The organism is Paenibacillus sp. FW126-R14, from assembly GCF_058789495.1.
In genome coordinates, this window is the sequence record NZ_JBYTBS010000007.1 from 41,066 (window position 1) to 65,930 (window position 24,865).

Here is a 24,865-nt window from a genome sequence, read left to right on the forward strand (position 1 = left end):
TACTGCTCGAAATGACCTCTACAGGCCAAGTAACTTTACTGCTGGAAGTGACCTCTACCCACCAAGCAACAATACTACTCGAAAGTGACCTCTACACGCCAAGCACCCCTTCTCTCCCTACTTTCTACGTTGTACTTTGTACAATATGAAAGCGATTTATCTTCTGCAATCCCGTGCTTCGTTGCACAAAATACAATCATTTTAGCGCAAATGGCGCGAAAATTGCGGGGTTCTGCACAAAACGTTGTATAAAATACAACATAGAAGAGGGTGAGGCGGAAATACGCTCTCTATACTGCACAAAGTACAACATAGAGGGCCTAAAGCGGAATTACAGCCCATACCGTCAGGCTTATTGCCTAGACGGTCTTCATGATTGTGTTAGAGGGCGATAGCTTGTGAGCCCAAGTTTATTGGATTTCATCCGCTACGAAAGTTGATAGGCTTTTGTTTGCGTCTGTAGTATGATTTGGCAAGAACCATTTGCATAAATCCAAATGAAAAGGGGAACCCCCGCTTGTGGCAGAAGGTGGCTAATTGGAATACGCTGCGCAATCAGATGCTGGCCGGTTTCGTTTCCGTGATGATTATTGTGCTGATTTGCGCCGGCATTATCACGTTCAACTCTGTATCCACGCTCCTGAATACGAAGGCGGAAACGCAGATGAAGCAGATCGCCTCGCAAGCAAACGGCAGGCTCGAAGCGATCATTACGCAAATTGATACGTTAACGCTGCAGGCTGTCAATGACACGTACTTGCAGCAGCTGTTTCTTTCTAATGTGCTTGGAAAAGAGGTCAGCTTCAGCGAGCGGCAGGCTTTGATGAAAATCGCCAACCACATCCAAGCATACAGCGGCGTCAGCAATGTAGAGCTTTACACGACCGGCTTTGTGCGCTTGTTCCCGCTGGATGATCAAAAGCTTTCCGATCGGGTAGATCACAATTGGATCGAACAGGCGGACAAGGAAAAAGGGAAGCTGGTCTGGATCGGGAATGACCCGAAGGAGCCGGGGACGGTTCTTGCGATTCGGCGTATTAACTTAATTGACCGTTGGTTTTCGAACGGCGGGTATTTGCTTGTACGAATCAATCGGAGCTACTTTGATTTCCAAAGCCAACTGGCGGATGCCGGCAGCCACCCGGAATTATTAGTGCTGGCGGACAGCTCGGCAAGGCCAGTTGTAACGGATGGCGAGATCACCGAAGATATCAGCGAACTCATGCAAACATCTTCGCAGACCGTAACGGTGAAAGAGAAGCGCTACATTCTTGTTAAGCAGCCCTCTGAAGAAACCGGCTGGACGCTCATGATCCTGTATCCGGTAAGTGACGTCACAGACGGCATTTCCGTTCTGCGCTGGGCGATTATCGTATCCGGGGCGATCGGCTCGGTGCTGTTCATTATCCTCTCGTTCCTGCTCTCGATGATGATTACGCGGCCGATTCTAAGGCTTATGCGGGCCATGAGAAATACCCGGCAAGGCGTACTGACGCCGAACCTTACGAAATCGTACACCACAGAGCTGAACGATTTGAATATGACCTACAATCAAATGGTAGACAATATCAACGGACTCATTAAATTGGTATATGAGAAAGAAATGATTCAAAGCCGCACAGAATTGCAAGCGCTTCAAGCGCAGATAGATCCCCATTTTTTATACAATACGTTAGAGGCTCTGTACTGGTCCTTGCAGGAGAAAGACGAGGAAGAGCTGGCTGATCTTGTTGTTGCGATGTCCGACTTGTTCCGCTATGTCATCGGCAGTCCGAACAAGGACGAATGGGTGACGATGGGGGAGGAATTGGAGCATATTAAGCGGTATTTGAGCATTATGAGCGTGAGATTTGGCTCGCGTCTGGTATGGGAAATCGATGCAGATGACAGGTATAATCACGTTCATATCCCCAAACTGCTAATCCAACCGTTGGTGGAAAATGCGATCCTGCATGGCCTGGAGGGGAAAACAGACCCTGGTTTAATCACAATCCGCGTAGAGCCGTCGCCCGTGGAGGCTGCGGACCTGCGAATCACCGTCAGCGACGACGGTCCGGGCATGAGCGAGGCAGTGCTCCAAGCCATCCTTGGCGCCATGGAGCGCGGAGGCGGAGGCACGCCTTCTTCCGGCAAAGGAAAGGGTATGGCCATATCCAATGTGCAGCGCCGCATTCAGCTGTATTACCCGGTCTACCCGGAAGGCAGCAGGGGCCTGTCGATACAAAGCATGCCACGGCAGGGGACTAGCATTAGCTTCGATATTCCGATTCATAAGGAGGAGAACGATGAGTCCGCCAAACAAAACGATTTTGATCGTTGACGATGAACCGCTAACGAGAGAGGGCATTCGCAAAACGCTCGAAGCCTGGTCGGTCGGCCGCTATCACATTTTGAGCAGCAGCAATGGGACCGAAGCGCTGGAAGTGCTGAATACCCGCCATGTGCATCTGCTTATCACGGATATTCGCATGCCGGAGATCAGCGGGCTGCAGGTTGTGGAGGACTCGCGCAGTTCAGGACATAAGCCTGTCGTGATCGTCATTTCGGGACATCCCGATTTTCAATATGCGCAAACAGCCATTCAGTTAGGTGTCGTTAACTATTTGCTGAAGCCGATCAAGAAGAGCAAGCTTGTAGAAGCCGTTGAGCAGGCGCTGCGGATTGAAGAAGAACGCGGACGCGTGGAAACGATGGAGAAAATGGTCGATTCCCGGCTGATGCAGGCCAAAACCGTCTCCATGAATTACAGTCCACCGGTTCAGCAAGCCGTGCTTTACGTGGAGGAGCACCTCCAGGAGCCTCTCGGCATGAGCGAGGTGGCGGGGCATATTCATCTGAATCCGAGCTATTTCAGCGCGCTTTTTAAAGAACAAACGGGCTTTACTTTCAGTGAATACGTCGCACGAAGCAGAATTCAGAAAGCGAAGGAACTGCTGCTGCAGACAAGGCAGACGATTGCGGACATCTCAGAGCAGGTGGGATATCAGACGTCGAAATATTTCATCAAGCTGTTCAAAGAGTACGAAGGGGTCTCCCCGAATCAATACCGCAAGCAGGCGAGCGAGGCCGAAGAGCACATAGAAACCTAAAAATTGTGGTATATTTCCCGATAACTGTTACTCCCTGCCATTGTAATGAAAGCGCTACAATAAAACTCGTAGCAAACAAAAAGCTTGAGGGGGAAACAGCGCATGACAAGAAAAACGCTTACATGGACAATGACGACGATGCTTAGTCTCGGTTTGGTTCTATCCGGGTGCTCCAGTTCCAGTTCTACCCAAGGTTCCAGCACACCGCAGCCGGCTAAAGAGACGGCAAAAGCAAGCGGGGAAAGCGCACAACCGGCTAAGAAAGTTACGATCAAAATGATGCACCTCTGGCCGACCGGAAACTCCGCCACGCAAAATAAAATTGTAAACGATATCATAAAAGAATACCAAACGGCCAATCCGAATGTGACGATTGAGCAAGAAGTGCTTGAGAATGAGCAGTATAAAAATAAAATGAAAGTGCTTTCCACTTCCAACGCACTGCCGGATGTAGGCTTCACATGGGCGGCAGGCTATATGGACCCTTACGTGAAGGGCGACATGTTTGCGCCGCTGGACGACCTGCTGCAAGGAGATCTGAAGGATAAATTCGTCAACGGAACGACAAACGCCTATGCTTTCGGCGGCAAAACCTACGGGCTTCCCGTCGAGCTGAACATCGTGCCGGTGTACTACAATAAAGCGATTTTTGCGAAATTTAACCTGCAGCCTCCGAAAACGTATGACGAGTTTAAAAATGTTGTCAAAACGCTCAGCGCCGGCGGCGTCGCGCCAATCGCGCTTGGCAACAAGGACCGCTGGACCGGCTCCCTGTGGTATATGTACCTGGCGGACCGCATCGGCGGACCGGAAACGTTGAAGAAGGCGATCGACCGCTCGGGCTCATTCAACGATCCTGGCTTAATTCGCGCAGCATCCGAAGTGACGCAGCTCGTGGATATGAACGCGTTCAACAAAGGCTTCAACGGTCTTTCCAACGATGAGGGCAAAGCGGAATTCATGAACAGCAAGGCTGCGATGTACATGATGGGTACGTGGGAGCTGCCGAACTACACAACGAACAAAGATGTACCGCAAGCGTTCAAAGACCAAATCGGCTTCTTCAAATTCCCGACCGTCGATGGCGGCAAAGGGAATCTGGACAGCTGGGTTGGCGGACCGGGCGTAGGCTTGTTCGTGGCGAACAACTCGAAGGTCAAAGAAGAATCCAAGAAATTCGTCTCCTTCTTCGTACAAAAGTGGGGCGAACACGCGATTTCCGAAGCAGGCGTCATTCCTGCGACGAAAGTAGACACGTCCAAAGTGAAGCTTCCGCAAATGTATATGGACTTACTGAATGAACTGAATAAAGCGAGCAATATCACCCTATTCGCTGACGTACAGATGAAACCGGCCTCCGCTGAGGTTCACCTGAATATGATTCAAGCGCTGTTCGGCAAAGCCGTGTCGCCGGAAGATTTTGCGAAAAAGCATGAAGAAGCATTGGCCAAGGAAGCCAAGTAACTACAACGAAACGAGTGGGAAGGACATATCCCGACACGATGCGGCGGTATGTCCTTTTCCTTTATCGGGAAGAAAGGGGAAGTGCGGGTTATGAATAAAGTCATGTCCAACAAATCGATGATCGCTTTGTACGTCATTCCCTCGCTGCTTCTGGTTGTGGCCCTGATCTACATGCCGATCGTCATGACGGGCTATTACGGATTAATGAAGTGGGACGGCGTCGGTAAAATGAGCTTTATCGGCTTGCAAAATTACATGGAGCTGCTGCGCGACGAATTGTTCTGGAGCAGTGCCAAGCATTCGTTCCTGCTGGCGATTTTCTCGGCGCTAAGCCTGCTTGTCTACCTGCTGGTCGCTTTGGTGCTGTCGGCAAACCTGCGCGGAGCGAACTTTTTCCGCAAAATCTACTTAATTCCGATGCTGCTGTCCTCCGTGGCCATCGCCCAACTCTGGTTGAAAATATTCCACCCGACGAACGGGATGCTAAATCATATCCTGATGTCGCTGGGGGTCCAACATACGCCTGAATGGCTCTCGAATCCATCGATTGTGCTCTACGCGATCTTCATTCCTATCCTGTGGCAGTACGCGGGATTCTATATTTTGATCTACTACGCAGCCTTGAAAAACGTTCCATCTTCGTTGATCGAATCCGCGCGCATGGACGGCGCCAGCCCATGGCGAATTGCGCTATCCATACGAATCCCGCTGATCGCCGAAGTTATGAAAGTAACCGTGGTTCTTGCGGTTGTAGGGTCGCTGAAGTATTTTGACCTGATCTATGTCATGACAGGCGGAGGCCCGAACGGAGCCAGTGAAGTGATGGCCTCCTACATGTACCGCAAAGCGTTCAAAGGCTATGATTTCGGCTATGCCAGCGCGATTGGCTTCTTCCTGCTCGTGATTTGTCTCGTTGTGACGTGGCTGATCCGCAAAGCGACGGCTTCCAAAGACAATATCCAATATTCGTAACGAAAGGGGCTTTGATTCCGATGAATACCGAAACGATAGAGCGTCAAGCGCAGCATCAGGTGATACGGAGCAAGCTGCCGGAGCGTGTTGGGTATAGCGTGCTGTATGTTGTGCTAACGGCGGTCGCCGTGATTCAGGTGGTTCCGCTGCTTTGGCTCATGCTGTTTTCATTGAAAAATAACGAAGAGATTTTCAATCTGGCGCCAATGGCGTTCCCCGAACGGCTGCGTTGGGAAAATTACGAGAAGGTGTGGACGCAGGGCCATATCAATAACTACTTTTTCAACAGTGTTTGGATGACGGTGGTATCTGTAGCGTTTACGGTGCTGCTGGCAAGCTTCGTCACCTTCGCTTTGACGCGGATGAAGTGGAAGCTGCAATCGTTTGTGCTTGGATTGTTCATGGTAGGATTGATGATTCCCGTTCACTCGACGCTTATTCCGCTGTTCAGCTTTTTTTCGAAAACGCATCTGACCAACCATCCCTTGTCGATCATCCTGTCGTATATCTCCTTCAATCTGCCGATTACGATTATGATCATGCTGGGATTCTACTACACGCTGCCGCGTGAGGTGGAGGAAGCGGCCGTCATGGACGGGTGCTCGGTGAACCGGATGTTTTTCAGCATTACGCTGCCGATGACGGCATCGGTTGTATCTACGGCTGTGATCATTAACATGATCTACAATTGGAACGAGTTCATTTTCGTGAATACGTTCATCAGCTCGGAAAAATACAAAACGCTTACGGTCGGGGTGCAAAATTTCGTCGGCCAATACACAACAGACTGGGGCGCTATCGGCGCTACGCTAATGATCAGCATTTTGCCGATCCTGCTGGCTTTCATGCTGCTGAGCAACCGGATCGTGGAAGGGATTGCGGCGGGCTCCGTCAAAGGGTAGTACAATCATAGAACGTTCACTTGTTCAAACTCTCGTCAAACGGGGGTTTATTTTTTTGTAAAAAGGACGTTCCATACGGACAGAAGTGACACTCTATGTTACAATAGGACAATGCAAAATTGACCTATGGATGAATCGGCTGGAATCATAGGATTCTGTAAATAGACATAGAAATGAGGATTCCGTTATGAAAAAAGGGCTCTGGTACGCCATTTTGGCCTATACCGCGTGGGGCTTGCTGCCTGTTTATTGGAAGTCGTTCGGGACGCTGCTCGCCGGGGAAATTTTGGCTCACCGCGTCATTTGGTCATTCGTCTTTATGGCTATTCTGTTACTGGTCGGTCGGGGCAAAATGGAGCAGCTGCGAAAAATATTTACAAACCGCAGAACGCTGCTTGTGGTTGCGGCCAGTTCCATCCTGATCTCCTCCAACTGGCTCATCTTCATCTGGGCCGTCAATAACGGCCATGTGATCGAGACGAGCATCGGGTATTATATTACGCCGTTGTTTAATGTGATGCTTGCGGTTGTATTTTTGAGCGAGAAACCGAGCCGCGGTCAATGGCTGGCCATTGCTTTGGCAGGTGCGGGCGTTCTCGTTGCGACAATCGACTACGGCAGATTCCCGTGGGTTTCTTTGTCGCTGGCGGCTTCTTTTGGCGTGTACAGCCTTGTGAAAAAGAAGGTCTCCTACGAAGCCTCGATCGGTCTTGCCGGGGAAACGGCGATCGTCTTTCCGATAGCTGTCGCTTATATCGTCTACTTGCATCTGACTCATCATGAATCGGCGTGGTCCTTGCCGACTGTATCGTTCGTGCTGCTGTTATTGTCAGGCGCAGCGACCGCACTGCCTCTGCTGTGGTTTGCCAAAGCGGCGGCCCGGCTTCCGTTGTCGATGCTGGGCTTCATCCAGTACATCGGGCCATCCATCACGCTGTTTCTAAGCGTGTTTGTGTTTAAAGAAAAGTTCTCGCCGGTACTGTTCATCAGTTTCACCTTGATCTGGGCGGCGCTGGTCGTTTATGCCCTGGCGTCCATGCGGGCGGCCAAGACGACTGCGGCTGCAGCAGCAGCCGCTGCGAAGGCGGGGTAACATTCAGAAAGCACATCGAATTTCGTGATTTCCAGTTGCTCTGGGTATCGGACGGAGTTTGGTGTGCTTTTTTGCAATGAGATCGCTTTGTCGTTTATTGGAGGGGATCGAAAATAAGTTGTCGAATATAAGGGCTTTCAAGGGATTTTATCTGTGCTAAAGGGGGGAATTTGTGCTCAAAAGGACTTTGATTGTTTGCCTGATTGGTTTAATTTCTTTTTTGTTAATCCCGCTATCTATCCTTAAGGATAATGATAAACAAATGAATACGCTGCAAGTCCGGGATGGCGTCATGGACCTCTCAGCGTGGAATTATAAGCAGAATAAGATTATCAAGCTGGACGGAACATGGGAATTTTATTGGAATCAATTATTAACCCCCGACGATTTCAAGCAAGGCGGCGCAGCGAGGATCATGCCCACCGCATTTATGGAAGTACCCTCGCAATGGAATGGTAAACGAATCGACGGTTCCCCTTTGCCTGCTTATGGTTCTGCCACTTACCGGATTATGCTGAAACATGTGCCTTTCAGTGGAAGTTTTGCTTTAAAGAAAACGAATATCCGTTTTTCCAGCGCGATGTATGTTAATGGTCAAAAACTTGCCGAGGATGGAAAACCAGCAATGTCGGCAGCGGATTACCGATCAGGGAATGTTCCGCAGACCGTTTTCTTTGCTGCCGAGAAAGGCGATGTCGAAATTGTCATTCAAGTTGCCAACTATGATTATTTAAATGCAGGCATACCGATGTCGATTTATTTTGGCGAGCAGACCGCCATGATGGAGCTCCTTCAGAGGAACATAGCCCATGAATTCAGCACGTTTGCTATTCTCGGCACCCTTGCTCTTATTTATATCATCTGTTTTGTGACGGCAGCTTTATATGGAAAAAGGGATACTACCTTGCTGATATTTGCAATTGTTTGCTCGCTTTATGCCATTTTTAACGGCTTGATCGGGGAGCGGCCTCTCTTATTATTTTTAGATGGAATATCCTTCGAGCTCATGTTTAAAATAAAAGACATTTGTTCACTTTTGAGCTTCATCGTCCTGACCATCTTTTTTTACCAATTACAAAAGAGTATTGTCTCATTAAAGTTTACTCAAGTTGTCAGTATAGTATTGGGCGGTTATCTCCTTCTGGTGGCTGTTCTCCCGATTCGTGTGTATATGGTGATTCAGCCTTATATTATTTTCGTCTATGAGCTGATGATTATTTGGCTGCTATTGAGAATTGCCGTGCTTTATATCCGAGGCGCCGAAAAGGGTCGCTTGAAGTCCTTCCTATTATTCATGGCTATTCTCTGTATTAATCTGTATTCGCTGGATGTCATCATGCTGGCCTTCTCGCTCAAAGAAAATCTCTGGCTGGGGCAATTCTATATTGTTATCTTTAATGCCATCCTTATCGTATTGATCGCGATTCGTTTTTTCGAGGCCTATCATACGATAGATGATATGAAAAATCAGCTGCTCCAACTAGATAAGATCAAAGACGATTTTCTTTCCAATACATCGCATGAGCTGAAAACGCCTTTAAATGCCATCGTTAACATAACGGATTCCCTTCTCAAGGGAGTAGAGGGACCGGTGCCGGATAGGCAAGCACAGAATTTGGCTGTGGTCATGGACAGCGGAAAAAGATTAACTCATTTGGTCAACGAATTGCTCGATTATTCCAAAATGAAGCACGGTGATATTGCTCTGCTTAAGAGCAGTATCGATTTGAGAGCTGTCGTCGATTCCGTGATCAAAATGCACGGGTTTCTGCTGGCTGGGAAACCGCTCCTGCTTGTGAACGGAGTTTCCGAAGATATTCCTGCGGTGTATGCGGATGGCAACCGATTGATACAGATTTTACATAATTTGATCGGCAATGCTGTCAAATTTACAGATCAGGGTGTCATAGAAGTGAGCGCTGAGGTGATCCGCGACATGATTGAGGTTCGTGTGAGGGATACAGGCCTCGGGATTCCGCCGCATATGCAGGCTCGCATATGGAATGCCTTTGAACAGGGTGATCCTTCGGAAACTAAGAATGTTGGGGGAACGGGTCTCGGATTAAGCATAACGAAAAAATTAGTAGAGCTTCACGGCGGTCAAATTCGTGTAGATTCTATGGAGAGACAAGGATCGGTATTTCGTTTCACCATTCCTCTATCCGTTACGGCTTCGAGAAAAAGCAACAGATTCGCCGAGGAAAATGAACGTTCGCCGATCGATGTAAATATCTCCTATCCCGAGTATCCCATCTATGTCCAGGGGGATAAGGACGAGCCTATTCTCGTGGTGGATGATGATTTCGCCAACCTCCAATCCATGATTAATTTGCTCAAGCTGGAGGGATATTCCTTTGTTGTTGTGAATCGAGGACAGATGGCGCTGGATGAGCTATCGAAGAACAGGGACTTCTTTCTGGTTGTGCTGGATATGATGATGCCCGGCATGTCCGGCTTTGAGGTGCTGCAAGCCATTCGGGAAAGGTTCTCTCCCTTCGAACTGCCGGTTCTGATGCTGACGGCTAAAAATAGAGTTACCGATATGATCTTATCGATTGAGAATGGGGCGAACGATTTTGTCGGGAAGCCGTTTGAAGCCGAAGAGCTCATGGCACGAGTTAGAAGCCTAACCCGATTGAAAGCTTCCGTAAAAAGCTCGAAGGAAGCTGAAATCGCTTTTCTGCGATCCCAGATCAAGCCTCATTTCTTGTACAACGCGCTTAACTCCATCGCCGCACTTTGTATGGATGAGCCTCAACAGGCGGAGGAATTGACCCTCCAGCTTTCGCAGTATTTGAGAAGCAGCTTCGATTTCGAGCAATTGGATGCGCTAACCACGATTCAGAGCGAACTGGAGCTGGTACAAGCGTATATCAATATCGAGAAGGCACGTTTTGGCTCCAGATTACAAGTGGAGTACGATGTGGATGCCAATCTGGATATCGGGCTTCCCCCGCTTATTTTGCAGCCGTTAGTGGAAAACGCGATACAGCATGGCCTTATGTCCAATTTTCGGGGAGGTACGGTCCATATATCGGTAAAACTGAACGGAGAAGGCATGGTCAACTTCGTCGTAGCCGACAACGGATGCGGTATGAGCGAGAGCAAGCTTGAGGAAATAAGGTTAACGGGTACGGGAAGGAAGGGCGTTGGACTGTGGAACATAAGCCGGCGTATCAAGCTTCTTTACGGAAAAGATATTCGGATCGAAAGTGAGGAAGGAGTAGGGACGAAGGTTTCCTTTGCCATTCCTGCACACCCGCCCAGACAGATTGGAGGTTAAAGCATGCTTCGTGCCATTATCGTAGATGATGAGGAATTATCGATAAAAAGGTTGAAAAATATCCTCATCGATAGCGGTGAGATCGAGATTTGCGGTATGTTTCTGAACCCGGTGGAAGCCTACGAGTTTGTGAAATCCAATCCGGTCGACGTTGCCTTCCTGGATATTTCTATGCCGGAGATTAACGGAATGAAGCTTTCCGGCCTGTTGTTTGAACTCGATGATTCTCTAGACGTGGTTTTTGTAACCGGGCATGACAATTATGCCTTACAAGCCTACGATGTGAGCGCCATAGATTATTTATTAAAGCCTGTAACTACCCAGCGAATGTCCAAAACATTGGACAAAATCAGAAAAAAACTGCGAGTCTCATCTGTTGAACCTTCCATAGCGATTCACCTGTTAAATGGCCTGAAGTTGTATCGTAAAGATCAGCACAAAGCGCAGATTAAGCTGAGAAGCCCGAAAACCGAAGAGCTGTTTGCTTTTCTTGTTTGCAAGAGAACCGTCAGCCGGGAAGAAATCATCGATACCTTATGGAGCGGCCTGGAACCGGAGAAGGCGTGGAAGAATCTGAACTCGACCTTGTACTATATTCGCAAAGCGATCAGCGACAGTAAGGCGGCACATTGTATTGTTGCAGACAGAAACGAAATTCGGATTGATGAGAGCAGCGTTTATTGCGACTTGTATGAGTTGGAACGGTTAATAAAGAAGAGTCGACTGGCCCCTACGAACAACGCCGAACTGTTCGAACAAGCGGAAGCGCTGTATACGGGACAGCTCTTAAAAGGGAAAGCCTATGAATGGGCGAGCGCTCCAATGCGTCAGCTCGATCAGAATTATATCCTGCTTCTGGAATCGGCTGCCAGACTCCATCTGCAGAGGAGCGAGCCGCTAAAATCCTTGCATTACTTTGGCGAAATTCTTAAGTTGGATGCTCTGCGGGAAGACGTCAGCCATGAAATGATCCGCTTGTTTATAGAACTTGGGAGGAGAAATGAAGCGCTGCGACAATATCGTATACTGGAAGCAGCGCTGCAGCATGAGCTCGGAACGAAGCCCAATCCTAGCATTAAAAACCTGATTACAAGTTTAAATGAATGAATAGAAAGAGCCCGCTGGAAATCAATTTTGATGCCGGGGCTCTTTTTTGTTTATTCCTTGTTTATTGTGTATTTGTATAATTAACTCGATTATTGTCGAATGGAGACTATGTCATGAAGGAGATTTGATCATGCACCTTGTCAAAAAAAATAAAGCTTGGAAGCTAGCCGCCAAAATAGGCATGCTTGCCGGGGCCATGGCGTTGGCCGTTCCGTTTGCATCCCTTTCGTTGCCGGTTCAAGCGCAGACAGTGAAAGTCAAACCTATTTTTACGAATAGCATGAGCTGGGCCCCGCGCGATTCTGCGGCGGATACGCAATCGACGTTCAACTTCAACGTATCCGATCGATTTAATGGATGTACGGGACTAAGCCTTGTATCCAGCAATCCCGGTTCGGCAACCGGATCATTACACGGATTCGTGGCCACGATTACAGTGAACGCTCCGGGAACGCCGGTGTTTACGCTTAGCGGAACCGATACTCAGGGCAATCTCGTTACAGATACGTTTCAGGTGGAGATCAATAAGCTTGGCGACTTTACCGGCGATGGCGTTGTGACGACTGCGGACGCGTTATTCATCTCTCGTTACCTTAGCGGCAAAGTGTTCGTAAGCGAAGATGAGATCATGATGATGGATATTAATGGGGATGGCGTTATTACGAATGCAGACGCTGTAGCACTGACTAGTTTATATGTCGGGGGATCGGGCAGCGGATCGGATGTCTTGAATTATACGGCAATTTTTAGAGATATCAATGATGTACCTATCGCTCGCAGCGTTAGTCTTGACGGTCGAGCAGAAATTGGCCAACAGTTGACGGGGAATTACACATATTTCGATGTAGAGAAGACGCCGGAAGGACCGAAACAACTGCAATGGTACATTGGCAGTAAGGCGGACGGCAGTGATAAAGCGCCGATTGCGGGGGCTGTTTCCTCTACTTACACGGTTAGAGAATCCGATGTGGGCAACTATTTGTTCTTTGGCGTTACCCCTGTCGAGCTAGGTGGTCCAGCCGGGAAACAAGTCATTAGTGCCGCAAGCGCCAAGGTACAGGATACTTCGGTCCCGGTTGCAACATTAATGGCTCCGGTTAACGAGCAGGTCAATGTGGATCCAGGCTTGTCGGCACTCAGCATCACTTTGAGCAAAAACATAACCGCTACGGACAAACATATACAAATTCGCAAACTGTCTGATAACACAGTCCTGGCAGACTATGCAGCGAACGACACTACTAAAATTACGATCAACGGCAATAAAATAGACATTCTTGTCACAGGACTGCAGGAAAGCACGGACTATTATGTGGAAATTGAAGCCGGTGCGTTCCAAGACGTCTGGCATAATCCTTTTGGCGGCCTGAACGGCAGCAGTGCCTGGAAATTCAGTACTTGGGACAAAACACCGCCGAAGATTGCAGCGCTCACGCCGAGCAATCATGCAGCGTCCGTCGATGCGGCACTATCATCGCTTAGCATGACTTTTGATGAAAATGTTTCTGCGATCAGCGGTAAACAGGTGATCATCCGCCAAACTGCGGATCAACTTGCACTTGCTACCTATGCGGCGAACGATACGAATTCCGTCCATGTGAACGGCAAGGTGGTCACGGTTTCCCTTCCTCCGTTGGCCGAGAGCACGGGTTATTATGTAGAGATCGAAGCGGGAGCTTTCACGGATGCTTCAGGCAATTCATTCGGTGGACTAACGGGCAGCAGTGCCTGGACGTTCATGACTTGGGACAAAACACCGCCGAAGATTGCAGCGCTAACGCCGAGCAATCATGCAGCGTCCGTCGATGCGGCACTATCATCGCTTAGCATGACTTTTGATGAAAATGTTTCGGCGATCAGCGGTAAACAGGTGATCATCCGTCAATCTGCGGATCAACTTGCACTTGCTACCTATGCGGCGAACGATACGAATTCCATCCATGTGAACGGCAAGGTGGTGACGGTTTCCCTTCCTCCGTTGGCCGAGAGCACAAGTTATTATGTAGAGATCGAAGCGGGAGCTTTCACGGATGCTTCAGGCAATCCATTCGCAGGACTAACGGGTACCAGTGCCTGGACGTTCACGACTTGGGACAAAACACCGCCGAAGATTGCAGCGCTCACGCCGAGCAATCATGCAGTGTCCGTCGATGCGGCACTATCATCGCTTAGCATGACTTTTGATGAGAATGTTACTGCGATCAGCGGCAAACAGGTGATCATCCGTCAATCTGCGGATCATCTTGCACTTGCTACCTATACGGCGAACGATACGAATTCCATCCATGTGAACGGCAAGGTGGTGACGGTTTCCCTTCCTCCGTTGGCCGAGAGCACGAGCTATTACGTAGAGATCGAAGCGGGAGCCTTCACGGATGCTTCAGGCAATCCATTTGGCGGACTAACGGGTACCAGTGCTTGGACCTTCACGACTTGGGACAAAACGCCTCCGGCGATTGTGGCTCTCACGCCGAATAAAGGTGCCATGTCCGTCGATGCGTCTCTGCCGTCCCTTACGGTGAGTTTTAGTAAGAATGTTACTGCAGTGAGCGGAAAATATGTGAGGCTACGCAAGACTTCGGATCAGAGCGAAGTTGCCAAACGATTAGTAACCGATACAGCGAATGTGTCGATCAGCGGCGAAACTGTGACGATCAAAGTTCCAACCCTGGTGGGAGGGACGGACTATTATGTGGAAATGGATGCGGGGGCATTCGTCGATGCTTCCAACAATTCGTTCGCAGGCCTCACGGGCAGCAGTGCCTGGTCGTTTACAACGTCTGCGGTCGTGGTAGCAACAACGTTAACGGCTGAAACGGACCCTGAATCGTTAACAGAAAACAATCTGGATGCGGCCCTGATCACACTCAGCGTGACCGGCGATACGTTTAAAGCTGCGGCAGATGAATCGGATTTTCAGTTGAACAATGCGCCTCCCGGATTAAGCATTGCCTTAGCCTATGTTGACAGCGGCAAAGCTTACCTACTACTGGAACATGATTGGCGCGTCTTCTCAGGCGATATTACGAATTTTAGTGTCACCGCGAAGGCAAGTGCGCTGACGAAAGGGGTTGCCGCCACTTCGAACAGTATGAAGATTACAGCGGTGCCCCAGACGTTAAATCCTTTCTTTTCGGAGTATTTGGATGGAGGAAATGGCCGAATAGCCCTAGCGATTTATTATCCAGGTAACGGACAGCCTTCAGATAAAGCGAGCGGTTATGAAGTGGAAGTACAGCAGTATATGAAAGCTACCAAATCAATCCGCTCGTATTCTAGAGCTCTTTTTCCTATATCTCCCAAAGTGCCTTTTATCATGATAGACTCTATCTTTTATGATGCGTTTGATCTTATGAATATTACGTACTTCAATGACGATATATCGATGTACGACCCGAATACGTTTGTAACGACAGCTCTTATTTTGAAAAAGAACGGTCAAGTAATTGATGTTTTGGGAACACCGAATGCAACTAGCGCCACGTCGATTTTGCCAGGAGGCGGAATCCTGACCCGTAAATCAGGGACCAAGGGCGGTATGACGACTTTTGCGTTGAATCATTGGACAAAAACAAATATGGGGTCAGCGATTTACAAGAAATTTAATACTTTCACACCGTAGTAATTGGATTTGCAGAATGGATACGGAGGTCAATTCATGCCTGATATAATTAAAAATTTTCACAAAGTGATCATGTGGATATGTGCGACGCTGTTCTTGATCGGTATCAGCCAAAGTATCCCCGTTCAAGTGATGGCGGGGGCTCCGGCAAACGTTCAGTTCTCCATCCCATCGGTTCAAGGAACGGTCGGTCAGCAGGTCGACATTCCTGTAACGGTGACCCCCGCGTATCCGGGCATTGCAGCCTATGGCTTACAACTGGATTACGATCAGAATGTGCTGGAAGCGGTGAGCGTGACGCCATCGTATGGCAATGCTTCCGGGACGGCATGCCTAGAGGACCAGGAGGGCTGCTTCCAAGCATCCATTAATTCGACATCAGGATGGATTCGGATGGGATGGTTTGATATTTCTGGAGGCGACCTCCCGATTGTCGCGGCTCAACAACTATTTGTGGTTCATTTCAAGATTAAGAGCAGCATTCCCTCCGGCAGCACGCTGTTGTCCGTGGATGCTTCCAACCCGGAAAAACTTAACGTAACAGATGCTTCAGGCAACGACATGAGAGCACTTGTAACTATAGGCCAATCCGGTCTGGCCGATCTTAGCGCACTATCGACGACTACCGGGGAGTTATCTCCTGCCTTTACAGCAGGGAACAACGCCTATCGTCAAAGTGTCAGTCATTCTGTCTATGAGACGAGTGTAACGGCGGTGTTATATGACCCTGATGCCACGCTTACAATCAATGGAGCGCCAGCAGTGAGCGGTGTGCCTTCGGCACCGATTGCCCTTGCAACCGGCGACAATGCCATACCGGTGGAGGTGACAGCGGCAAACGGCTCTTACACGAACACGTACACCGTTGTTGTCAGTCGTGCGCCTTCAACTAACGCACAATTAAGCAGCTTATCGACAAGTGCAGGCACGTTGTCACCCCTGTTTTCACCGATAACGACAACTTATACGGCTTCTGTGGGTCAGAACGTCGCTTCTCTTACTGTGAACGCTGCCGTTTATGAACCTTCAGCCAAGCTCAGTGTTAATGGTGTGATGCTGAATAGCGGTACGGATTCGGAGAGTATCGTGCTGAAACCGGGCAATAACGCAATTATCATTAGGGTGACAGCGCAGGACGGCGTAACGAAGCAAGATTATACGGTGAATGTTTACCGTGCGCGCCCTGACCGGGATTCACCTTCGGGCAACTCGCAGCATTCGAGCGAAAGTGCTCCGACAGGTACGGAACCAACGTCCGGCAATCCCGGGATTACCATTATCGTAGATGGCGTGAAACAGGACAAATTAGCGGAAGCTACTACTGAAAAAGTCGGAAATCGTACGATTACTACCGTTAAGCTGGATCAAAGCAAGATCATCGGCAAGCTGGAGAAAGAGGGAATCAAAGTGATTACCGTCCCAGTGGCCGGGAACAGTGAAACGGTCGTCGGTCAATTAACAGGTCAAATGGTAAAGCTGATGGAAACGAAGGAAGCCGTACTCGAAATCAAGACCGACCGCGCTTCGTATACGCTTCCTGCCAGCCAAATGAAAATTGATGATATTTCCTCTAAGCTGGGAAGCAATATCAAGCTGCAGGACATTATTGTGAATGTGAAAATCGCTTTGCCGTCCAAAGAAACGCTTGATAGCATGCAGAAGACAGCAGCCGAGAACGGCGTTCATATGGCTGCACAGCCTGTCAATTTTGAAGTCACGGCTTCGTTGGGCGACAAGTCAGTGGATGTACAGCGTTTTAATAACTACGTGGAGCGAATGATCATGCTTCCGGCAGGCGTGCAAGCTTCGCAAATCTCGACGGGGATTGTCTTGAACCCGGATGGTTCATTCTCACATGTACCGACGAAAATTACGACAAAAGACGGCCATGACTACGCTGTTATTAACAGCTTGACGAACAGCACATACGCCGTCGTTTATAGTCCCAAACAATTTGCCGATGTAGAGACGCATTGGAGCAAGCAGGATGTTAATGACATGGCTTCCCGACTCATTGTCCAAGGTGTAAATGAACAATCGTTCGCACCGGATCAATCGATTACACGAGCGGAATTTATATCTATTATGGTTCGATCGCTTGGCATTAAGCGGGGACTTAGCGCGGCTCTGCCTTCTGACGTTCGGAGCGGAGATTGGTATGCCGACGCGGTAGCAACGGCGCTGTCCTATCAGTTGGTAAGCGGTTATGAGGATGGCTCTTTCCGTCCGAATCAGACCATTACGCGAGCGGAAGCAGCCGTAATCTTGAATCAGGCTTCCAAGCTTGCCAAGCTTCGTCAAACGACAGCGGAAGAGGCAGCCAAGCAGCTGCAAAGCTTCAATGATCATCAAGCTGTAGCAGACTGGGCTAAGCAAGCCATGGCGGGTGCAGTATCGAACGGCATTCTTCAAGGAGATCATCAAAGTCTTATGCCGCAGGAAAATGTGACCCGCGCTCAGACGGCAGCAATGATGAGAAGGCTGCTTCAGCAAGCAAATTTGATTAATAATTAAAATTGCATTTAAGGGCTATCCTGCTGCGTCGAAGACGTGGGGGTAGCCCTTTTTTTAGTAGATAAGAAAGGATAAGTTTTATACTTTTGCTTCGCATCTACCTTGACAAACGCGCTCGTCCTAAGAGGACGACGAAGTCGTTTATCCTTGTATGTTGCTCAGATATTTTTCGGCTGCTGATGAAGAAATAGAAAATAGCAAGGAGGTACCTGCAAAAAATGAATAAAGTAGAATTGCGAATTCTGAAAAGAAAAATTCACTTCTGCCTAAATATCCAAAACCACCGAACATAAACGGGACGATTAGCGCACTAAAAAGGCTGAAAATTAACAACATGACAGTTTTTAATAAATTATTTATCAGGTTTGAACGAGGTTTGATGAAGCGAAGCAGAGTGATGATTACAAAATACATCGGAAGAGCAAAAAAAAGAAAAAAGACGGTTATCCAAGGATATAGTAAATCAATTTCGCTTGTTTCAGGTATGGCTAGTAAATACATGGTTGTTTTATAAAAAATAACTCCGGTCATGTAGCTTGTTATAACGACCAATGCGTAGATGAATAGCCTTTTCATTAGTCACTCCTTTTCGTATAACACTAGTTATTCTCACTTTTTGGTAGAATAAAGAATTAAAACCTATTTTAACATGAAAGTGTTAAAGTGTGGTACGCGTGTCTGCGCGGGAGAGGAAAGATTTGATTACTTGAAGTAGCTAGCTTAGCAGGAGGAGTGAAAAAAAGGCAATCCCCCAAGCCAAAGTTGAGGAATAGCCTTTTCATTATAGCAGCGGTGCGACCGCGGCAATCACTTTCTCCCGGGTCGCCGTATCGACGGGGCGACCTTGCGCCAGCTCCAGCGCCCAAAGGACGGCGCCTGCAGCAGGCGGAACCTGCAGCAGAATGAAATTGCAGCTGTGGGCAGTTAAGCTTGCAATGTGCTGCTTGTAGCCTTCGAGCAGGAGCGGGCTTTCGACTTTGACCCAGACGGAGCCCGCCAGTATGAGATCGACCTCTTGGCCGGGCTCGAAATCCAGATTGTGCAGGCAGCCAACCGTCGAACAAGCCAGCTGTTTGGCTGTGTTGTCGATGATTTGCAGAGCCACCGGATCCCCCGCATCGCCAGCGGCAAACAAAATTTGCACGAGTCGCGTTGTCGGCAAGGTTCGCTTAAGCATGCCATCTAAAGCGAATTCAATGAACAATTCCTTGCTCGGAATTTGCAATTCGTCCATGACCGGCTGCGTTAGTCCCGTTTCCGGGCCCATCCGGTAGAAGGCGTCGTACACAGCCCGCAGCACTTTCCGGGCTAAGAAGAAGCCGCCGGCCTCGTCGCCGGACAGCTCGCTGCCTACGCCGCCGACTTGCAGCCGGCGGCCGCTCGGCGAGATGCCGCCGGTCGATGCGCCGGAGCCGTTGATGGAGCAGATGCCGAAGCCCTTCTCACTGCCGGCTTTTACGCCGAGGAAGGAGTCGTTGTCCATCGCATAGTGCGTGAAGCCGATGCGCTCGATGACTCCGCGCAAATTTTCTTTCTGCGAGGGGATGTCTGCGCCAGCCAGTCCGAAAGCTCCGGCAGAAACATCCTCCAGCTTCAAACCGTTGCGCGAAAGCAGCTCCTGAATGTTTTCGTTCATCACGCGGTATGAACTCTCGTAAGCGTCACGGAACTGCTCATGGCTGCAGGTTCCGGTGTTAATGTGATCGATAAAGTTTCCTTGAATATCGAACAAAAAGTAGTCGGTTTTGCTGTTCCCGCCATCGACGCCGATGATATAGTTAGGTTCCTTCATGATCATGGCTATTTCTCGTTGGCGAAGAACTGCGGGAGATACGCCTTATGAGCTTCTTTCAGCTCATGGAAGCATTGGTAAGCCGCATTGTAATCGCCGACTAACGGATTCATCAACATGGCGCGCATAGCCGCATCCTCGCTTCCGCTCACGGCAGCCGCTACGGTTTCACGCTCGTAGGCTTTAACCATACGCATGTAGTCAATGATATGACGGTTGCCAAAATCATTCACTTTGATTGGCTTCGCGCCATCCTTGCCGATCACGGCACAAACCTCAACCGCATCGGAGTCTTCCATAAAGTCCAGCGCTCCGTTGTTAAGCAGATTAACAACATGAACCTCTTGTTTATCGTTATAGATAGCATCCACCAAAGAGATCGCAACTTCTGAATAATTCGCGCCTCCGCGAGTGGAAAGCAGCTCCGGTTTCGAATGAAGCTCCGAATCCTCATAAATGCCGAGAAGCTCTTCCTCGATTTGCATGCATTTCTCGCCGCGCGTCAATTCAGCTTCTTTTAACAGATTCAGCTTCTTCTTATTATAGTAATAATATTCCATATAAGAGGAAGGGATCGCTCCGACCATTTGAATGACCTCTTTGCTGAAGCCGCTGGAAGGAATGTTTTTCATCGTTTCACTGTTAAGTCCCATCTCAAGCGCAGTCTTCACATAATCCTTGCCATCCTGCTCGATCGACGTAATCCAGCTCAAATGATTCAGGCCGACATAAGTAAAGCTCGGATGGTCGAGCTGCAATGTTTCGCGAATGCTTTTGAACATGTTATAAGGAACATTGCAGAGACCTAGCATTTTCACATCGGAATGATTCAGCAGAGCTTCTGTGATGATGCCCGCCGGGTTGGAGAAGTTGATCAGCCAAGCATCCGGGCACAGCTCTTTCATGCGCCCCGCGATATGAAGCATAACGGGAATCGTCCGCATCGCTTTGAAAAATCCGCCGATACCGCAAGTTTCCTGACCGATTAGATCATATTTGAGCGGAATCGTTTCATCGAGCACGCGGGCAGGCAGCTTGCCTACGCGAATTTGCGACAGAACGAAGCTGGCATCCTTCAGCGCTTCATCCAAATCCTGTGTCATGACCACTTTGCATGGCATACCGGAGGCTTGAATCATGCGCTCGCATAGACTTCCGACAATGTGAAGCTTTCTTTCATCAATGTCCATGAGCACGAGTTCTTCTATTGGCAGCGCATCTTTCCGCTTAATCATGCCTTCAATAAGCTCCGGCGTGTAGGTGCTTCCTGAGCCGATAATCGCAATTTTCAACTTGTTGTTCATCCGTGTTCTCACCCTTTCAAGTCATCTCAATCTTGCTGTTATTATAGCACCGCCTTCTTCAAGCCTGCAATATAAATTGGAATTTAATTTTAGTTTGATAAATTTATTTTGAAATAAAATTTCTTGATGGATGAATTGGATTCCGTTACGATAGGAGAGAATCATCTTGTAATTTTAAACAAATCTTCGTATGATGATAGTAATTTTAGCTGGGATAATATATGGCGAGTAGGGAAGAGCGATGTCAATTAACGATAATATTTTGATCAAAATCCGGGATATGAAGGACAGCCTTACACCCGTAGAGAAACTGGTAGCAGAGTATATCTTAGAGAACTTAGAAGAGATTCCTCATTTATCGATCAAGAGTCTTGCTCAACTGACGAAAACCAGTGACGCATCGGTGCTGCGGTTTTGCAAAACGATGGGCTACAAAGGTTACCGTAATTTCATCGTCAGTATCTCTGCTTCAATCGGCTCCATGGATGACGAACAGAAGGACCAGTATACCGATATTCAGCCGGGGGACGATTTATCGATCATCATCTCGAATATTTCCCGCAATAACAGTAAATCGATTGAAGATACGTTAAGTGTGATCGATAAAAATGAAATCGCCCGTGCCGTCAAGGTGCTGCGCGAGAGCAATCGCCTTGTGTTCTTCGGGATCGGCGCTTCGGGCCTTGTCGGCATTGATGCGGAGCAGAAATTTTCGCGAATAAACAAGATGTGCCATACCTACATCGACGGGCACAGCCAGCTCACGGCCGCGACACTTATGGACAAAACGGATGTGGCCATCTTTATTTCAAATTCAGGCAGCACGACGGAAATTCTCGATTCTCTGGATATTGTCAAGAAGAACGGGGCTTGCGTCATTGCGATTACCAAATACAACAAGAGCGAGCTGGCAGAGAAGGCGGATATCGTGCTTAGCATATCTACGCCGGAGGTTACCATTCGCAGCGGCGCGATGGGTTCGCGCATTGCGATGCTGACCGTCATTGATATTCTTTTTGCCGGCGTAGCCAGCGCAGAATACAAGAAGGTCAAGAAATATTTGTCCAAAACGCACGATATCATTGCCAGCAGCAAGCATCGCAGATGAATAGAAAGACAGCGGCTAAGCACGAAAAAGTCGTTGTCTTTTTTTGTCGTAAATTAAAATAAAAATTCAAAAGTTTTTTGTAAAATAAAATAAAATTTCAAAAAGTATTGACCGTGATGAAATTTTTCGCTAGTATGAATTTAGAAAGTTTAAGAAACAAACAGGATAGGAGGATGACCTATGGATGAGTATCTGTCGGGGTTGACTACGGAAGAGATAAATGAGAAAACACTGATGATCGACGAATGTACAACAGAACAAATGCTGCGTTTGATGAATGAACAAGATGCTACGGTTCCTGCCGCAGTAGGAGCGGAAATACCGCAAATTATGAAAGCGGTTGACATCTTGCATCATGTACTGAAAAATGGCGGCAAAATGTTCTACGTAGGGGCCGGATCTTCTGGCAGACTCGGTGTGCTCGACGCTTCTGAATGTCCTCCTACTTTTGGTGTAGATGCCATGCTGGTGCAAGGTCATATCGCCGGTGGCGATGGGGCCCTAAGATTTGCAGTTGAAGGTTTTGAGGATAACGCAGAGGAGGGGGTCGCACTCATTGAGCGGTGCGGAGTGACTGACAAAGACGCGGTTATCGGCATTACCGCCAGTGGAAGCGCGCAATTCGTCATTGCCGCTTTGAGAAAGGCGAAGGAAATCGGTGCTGCGACAATCGGCGTTGTGAACAACAAAGGTTCCAAATTAGCGCCTGTCAGTGACGTATGTATCGCGCCAGTCGTCGGGCCGGAAGTCATTATGGGATCCACCCGTTTGAAAGCGGGGACAGCACAGAAGCTGGTTCTAAACATGCTTACGACTTGTACGATGGTCAAACTAGGGAAGACTTATAACAACCTCATGGTTGACATGAAGGCCAGCAACATCAAATTATATGATCGTTCCGTTCGGATCATTAAGGCAGCGACAGAAGTTGACGATGTCACGGCGATTACCCATTTGGAAGCTGCTTCCATGAACTGCAAATTAGCGATTATGATGATCAAAACAGGCATGAATGCCGCTGACGCTGAACAAGCGCTGGTGCAAAGCGAAGGCAGTTTGAAAAGAGCCATACGTACCTTTGTTCAAGTTGTGTAAATAACTGAAATTATTAGGAGGTCTGTTTTTCATGAAAAGAAAAATGCCCGTATTAGCGTCCGTCGTAGCTTTAACTATGGCTTTAACAGCTTGTGGCAGCGGCAATTCCGGTACGAAAGAATCTGCTTCTCCTGCAGCTTCTGCTCCAGCAGCATCTGCTGCCGCTTCAACGGAGAAAGACACCATTACGGCTTTACTGCCGCCGGTTTCACCGAATTACCAAAAGACTTTCGAACAAATGTCGAAAGATTTCAATGCCTTGTATCCGAATCTGACTTTGAAAATCGAGCCGGCTAGCTGGGAAGATATGAAGCAGAAGCTGGATACGCAAGTCAATGCGGGCAGCCCGCCGGACATTGCGTTCGGAGGTTCTGACGGTATCCCGAAATATTTGCAGCAAGGTTTGCTCATGGACATTACGGACGCAGCGACTCCTGAAATGATTAATGATTATGATAAAGCTCCGCTTGACTATATGAAAAACGGTAAAGGTCTTTACGGCTTCCCGGCGTATATGGAAGTACACGCACTGGGCGGAAATAAAGAGTACTTAGAAAAAGCGGGAATCGATTGGAAAAAAGTGCAAACAAACGGATGGACGTATGATGAGTTCCGTCAAGCGATCAAGAAAGGCGTCGTAACTGAAAACGGCAAAACGCGCTACGGATTCGTGTTTGCAGTGAAAGGCGTTGCTGCGGTAGACTATTTGGGTATCATGGCGAAAAATGCCGGCATGCCGAACGCGTTTAATAAAGATTTGAAATACGCATACACTAGCAAAAACTACCTGGGCCTTCTGAAAGATCTTCGTCAACTGATTGATGACGGATCCATGCCGAAAGAGCTTAGCTCCGTTGACGCTGGTAAGCGTTGGAACATGTTCTTGACAGGTCAAACCATGATCACGGGTAAAGGTCTTGCGGTGTTTGAAAATTCCGCAAAAACAAACAATGCGAAGCTGAAAGCAGCTGATGCAAGCGCTGTGAAAGATTCCATCCCTGTTGATTACGTTGTATTGCCGGCTCCGACTTTCCAAGGCGCGCAGCCATCGTTCGCAACCGTGGTTGACGGTTACATGACGTTCCGTGGCAAGAAAGAACCTACGGCCGAGCACAAAGCAAATGTCGTAAAAGCAGCTTACTTCTTAGCTAGCGGTAAAAATGCTGCAGTAACAAACAACGATCTGTTCTCCGCTCATATCACGCAATCCGCTAAAAAAGCGGCTGAAAGCTTGAAAATCGAGAGAAGCCCAGAAAACGTTGCGGCTGTTGACTACATGCTGAAACACGCAACACCGGCTCGTTCCGATATCCCGACTGAATTAGGGGCTAAAGCGATCAAATTGGAAACAGAAGTTATCGTGCCTAAGTTTCAAGGTCTAATCGCTGGGGAAATTACGCCTGAAGCGATGTATGAAGCCGTGAAAACCGCTGCGATTGCTGCATTTGGCGCAGACGGCGTTGTGAAAGATTAATCATAGGTTATTAACCTCGGATAGTCGTGAAGCAGGTTGCACGGCT

At 48.4% G+C, this 24,865-nt stretch carries 16 protein-coding genes; 13 read left to right on the forward strand and 3 right to left on the reverse strand.

Annotation, left to right across the window (positions count from 1 at the left end; genetic code table 11):
- The first annotated feature begins 517 nt into the window (after window positions 1–517).
- The 10 genes from AC3WRW_RS06885 to AC3WRW_RS06930 all read left to right on the forward strand — a co-directional run bounded on the left by AC3WRW_RS06885 (window position 518) and on the right by AC3WRW_RS06930 (window position 18,046).
- Window positions 518–2,320 (forward strand): sensor histidine kinase, encoded by a 1,803-nt coding sequence (locus AC3WRW_RS06885; RefSeq protein ID WP_492545601.1) that lies wholly within the window; start codon window positions 518–520, stop codon window positions 2,318–2,320.
- Window positions 2,286–3,089 carry a response regulator transcription factor gene (locus tag AC3WRW_RS06890; protein ID WP_492545602.1) on the forward strand — a complete coding sequence of 268 codons (804 nt, stop codon included), beginning with the start codon at window positions 2,286–2,288 and terminating at the stop codon, window positions 3,087–3,089. The genes AC3WRW_RS06885 and AC3WRW_RS06890 overlap by 35 nt, the downstream gene beginning before the upstream one ends.
- Before the next feature lie 102 nt (window positions 3,090–3,191).
- Window positions 3,192–4,553 carry an extracellular solute-binding protein gene (locus tag AC3WRW_RS06895; protein ID WP_492545603.1) on the forward strand — a complete coding sequence of 454 codons (1,362 nt, stop codon included), beginning with the start codon at window positions 3,192–3,194 and terminating at the stop codon, window positions 4,551–4,553.
- A gap of 90 nt (window positions 4,554–4,643) precedes the next feature.
- Window positions 4,644–5,525, forward strand: coding sequence for a carbohydrate ABC transporter permease (locus AC3WRW_RS06900; protein WP_492545604.1), 882 nt, complete (start codon window positions 4,644–4,646; stop codon window positions 5,523–5,525).
- A gap of 20 nt (window positions 5,526–5,545) precedes the next feature.
- Window positions 5,546–6,427: a carbohydrate ABC transporter permease gene (locus AC3WRW_RS06905; protein ID WP_492545605.1), complete on the forward strand. Its 882-nt coding sequence runs from the start codon at window positions 5,546–5,548 to the stop codon at window positions 6,425–6,427.
- Window positions 6,428–6,614: 187 nt separating this feature from the next.
- Window positions 6,615–7,520, forward strand: coding sequence for an EamA family transporter RarD (gene rarD, locus AC3WRW_RS06910; protein ID WP_492545606.1), 906 nt, complete (start codon window positions 6,615–6,617; stop codon window positions 7,518–7,520).
- Window positions 7,521–7,692: 172 nt separating this feature from the next.
- The gene (locus tag AC3WRW_RS06915) at window positions 7,693–10,803 is read left to right on the forward strand and encodes an ATP-binding protein (protein WP_492545607.1); all 3,111 of its coding nucleotides are present in this window, start codon (window positions 7,693–7,695) and stop codon (window positions 10,801–10,803) included.
- 3 nt (window positions 10,804–10,806) lie between these two features.
- Window positions 10,807–11,910: a response regulator gene (locus AC3WRW_RS06920; protein ID WP_492545608.1), complete on the forward strand. Its 1,104-nt coding sequence runs from the start codon at window positions 10,807–10,809 to the stop codon at window positions 11,908–11,910.
- A 130-nt stretch (window positions 11,911–12,040) separates the two neighbouring features.
- Window positions 12,041–15,532 carry an Ig-like domain-containing protein gene (locus AC3WRW_RS06925; protein WP_492545609.1) on the forward strand — a complete coding sequence of 1,164 codons (3,492 nt, stop codon included), beginning with the start codon at window positions 12,041–12,043 and terminating at the stop codon, window positions 15,530–15,532.
- 36 nt (window positions 15,533–15,568) lie between these two features.
- Complete coding sequence (locus tag AC3WRW_RS06930) at window positions 15,569–18,046, forward strand: S-layer homology domain-containing protein (RefSeq protein ID WP_492545610.1); 2,478 nt, start codon at window positions 15,569–15,571, stop codon at window positions 18,044–18,046.
- Window positions 18,047–18,187: 141 nt separating this feature from the next.
- Here the strand turns inward: AC3WRW_RS06930 and AC3WRW_RS06935 are convergent, their stop codons facing one another.
- From AC3WRW_RS06935 to AC3WRW_RS06945, 3 genes are all read right to left on the reverse strand, one after another.
- Complete coding sequence (locus AC3WRW_RS06935; RefSeq protein WP_492545611.1) at window positions 18,188–18,622, reverse strand: hypothetical protein; 435 nt, start codon at window positions 18,620–18,622, stop codon at window positions 18,188–18,190.
- Window positions 18,623–18,827: 205 nt separating this feature from the next.
- Entirely contained in the window at window positions 18,828–19,844 is a 1,017-nt protein-coding gene (locus AC3WRW_RS06940) for an N-acetylglucosamine kinase (protein WP_492545612.1), read from the reverse strand.
- Between the two features lie 2 nt (window positions 19,845–19,846).
- Window positions 19,847–21,142: a 6-phospho-beta-glucosidase gene (locus tag AC3WRW_RS06945; RefSeq protein WP_492545613.1), complete on the reverse strand. Its 1,296-nt coding sequence runs from the start codon at window positions 21,140–21,142 to the stop codon at window positions 19,847–19,849.
- 241 nt (window positions 21,143–21,383) lie between these two features.
- Between AC3WRW_RS06945 and AC3WRW_RS06950 the strand changes: the two genes are divergently transcribed.
- The 3 genes from AC3WRW_RS06950 (at window position 21,384) to AC3WRW_RS06960 (ending at window position 24,819) form a co-directional block, all read left to right on the forward strand.
- Window positions 21,384–22,250: a MurR/RpiR family transcriptional regulator gene (locus AC3WRW_RS06950; RefSeq protein ID WP_171684406.1), complete on the forward strand. Its 867-nt coding sequence runs from the start codon at window positions 21,384–21,386 to the stop codon at window positions 22,248–22,250.
- Window positions 22,251–22,430: 180 nt separating this feature from the next.
- Window positions 22,431–23,345, forward strand: coding sequence for an N-acetylmuramic acid 6-phosphate etherase (gene murQ / locus AC3WRW_RS06955; RefSeq protein WP_492545614.1), 915 nt, complete (start codon window positions 22,431–22,433; stop codon window positions 23,343–23,345).
- Between the two features lie 31 nt (window positions 23,346–23,376).
- Complete coding sequence (locus AC3WRW_RS06960) at window positions 23,377–24,819, forward strand: ABC transporter substrate-binding protein (protein ID WP_492545615.1); 1,443 nt, start codon at window positions 23,377–23,379, stop codon at window positions 24,817–24,819.
- Window positions 24,820–24,865 lie beyond the last annotated feature (46 nt).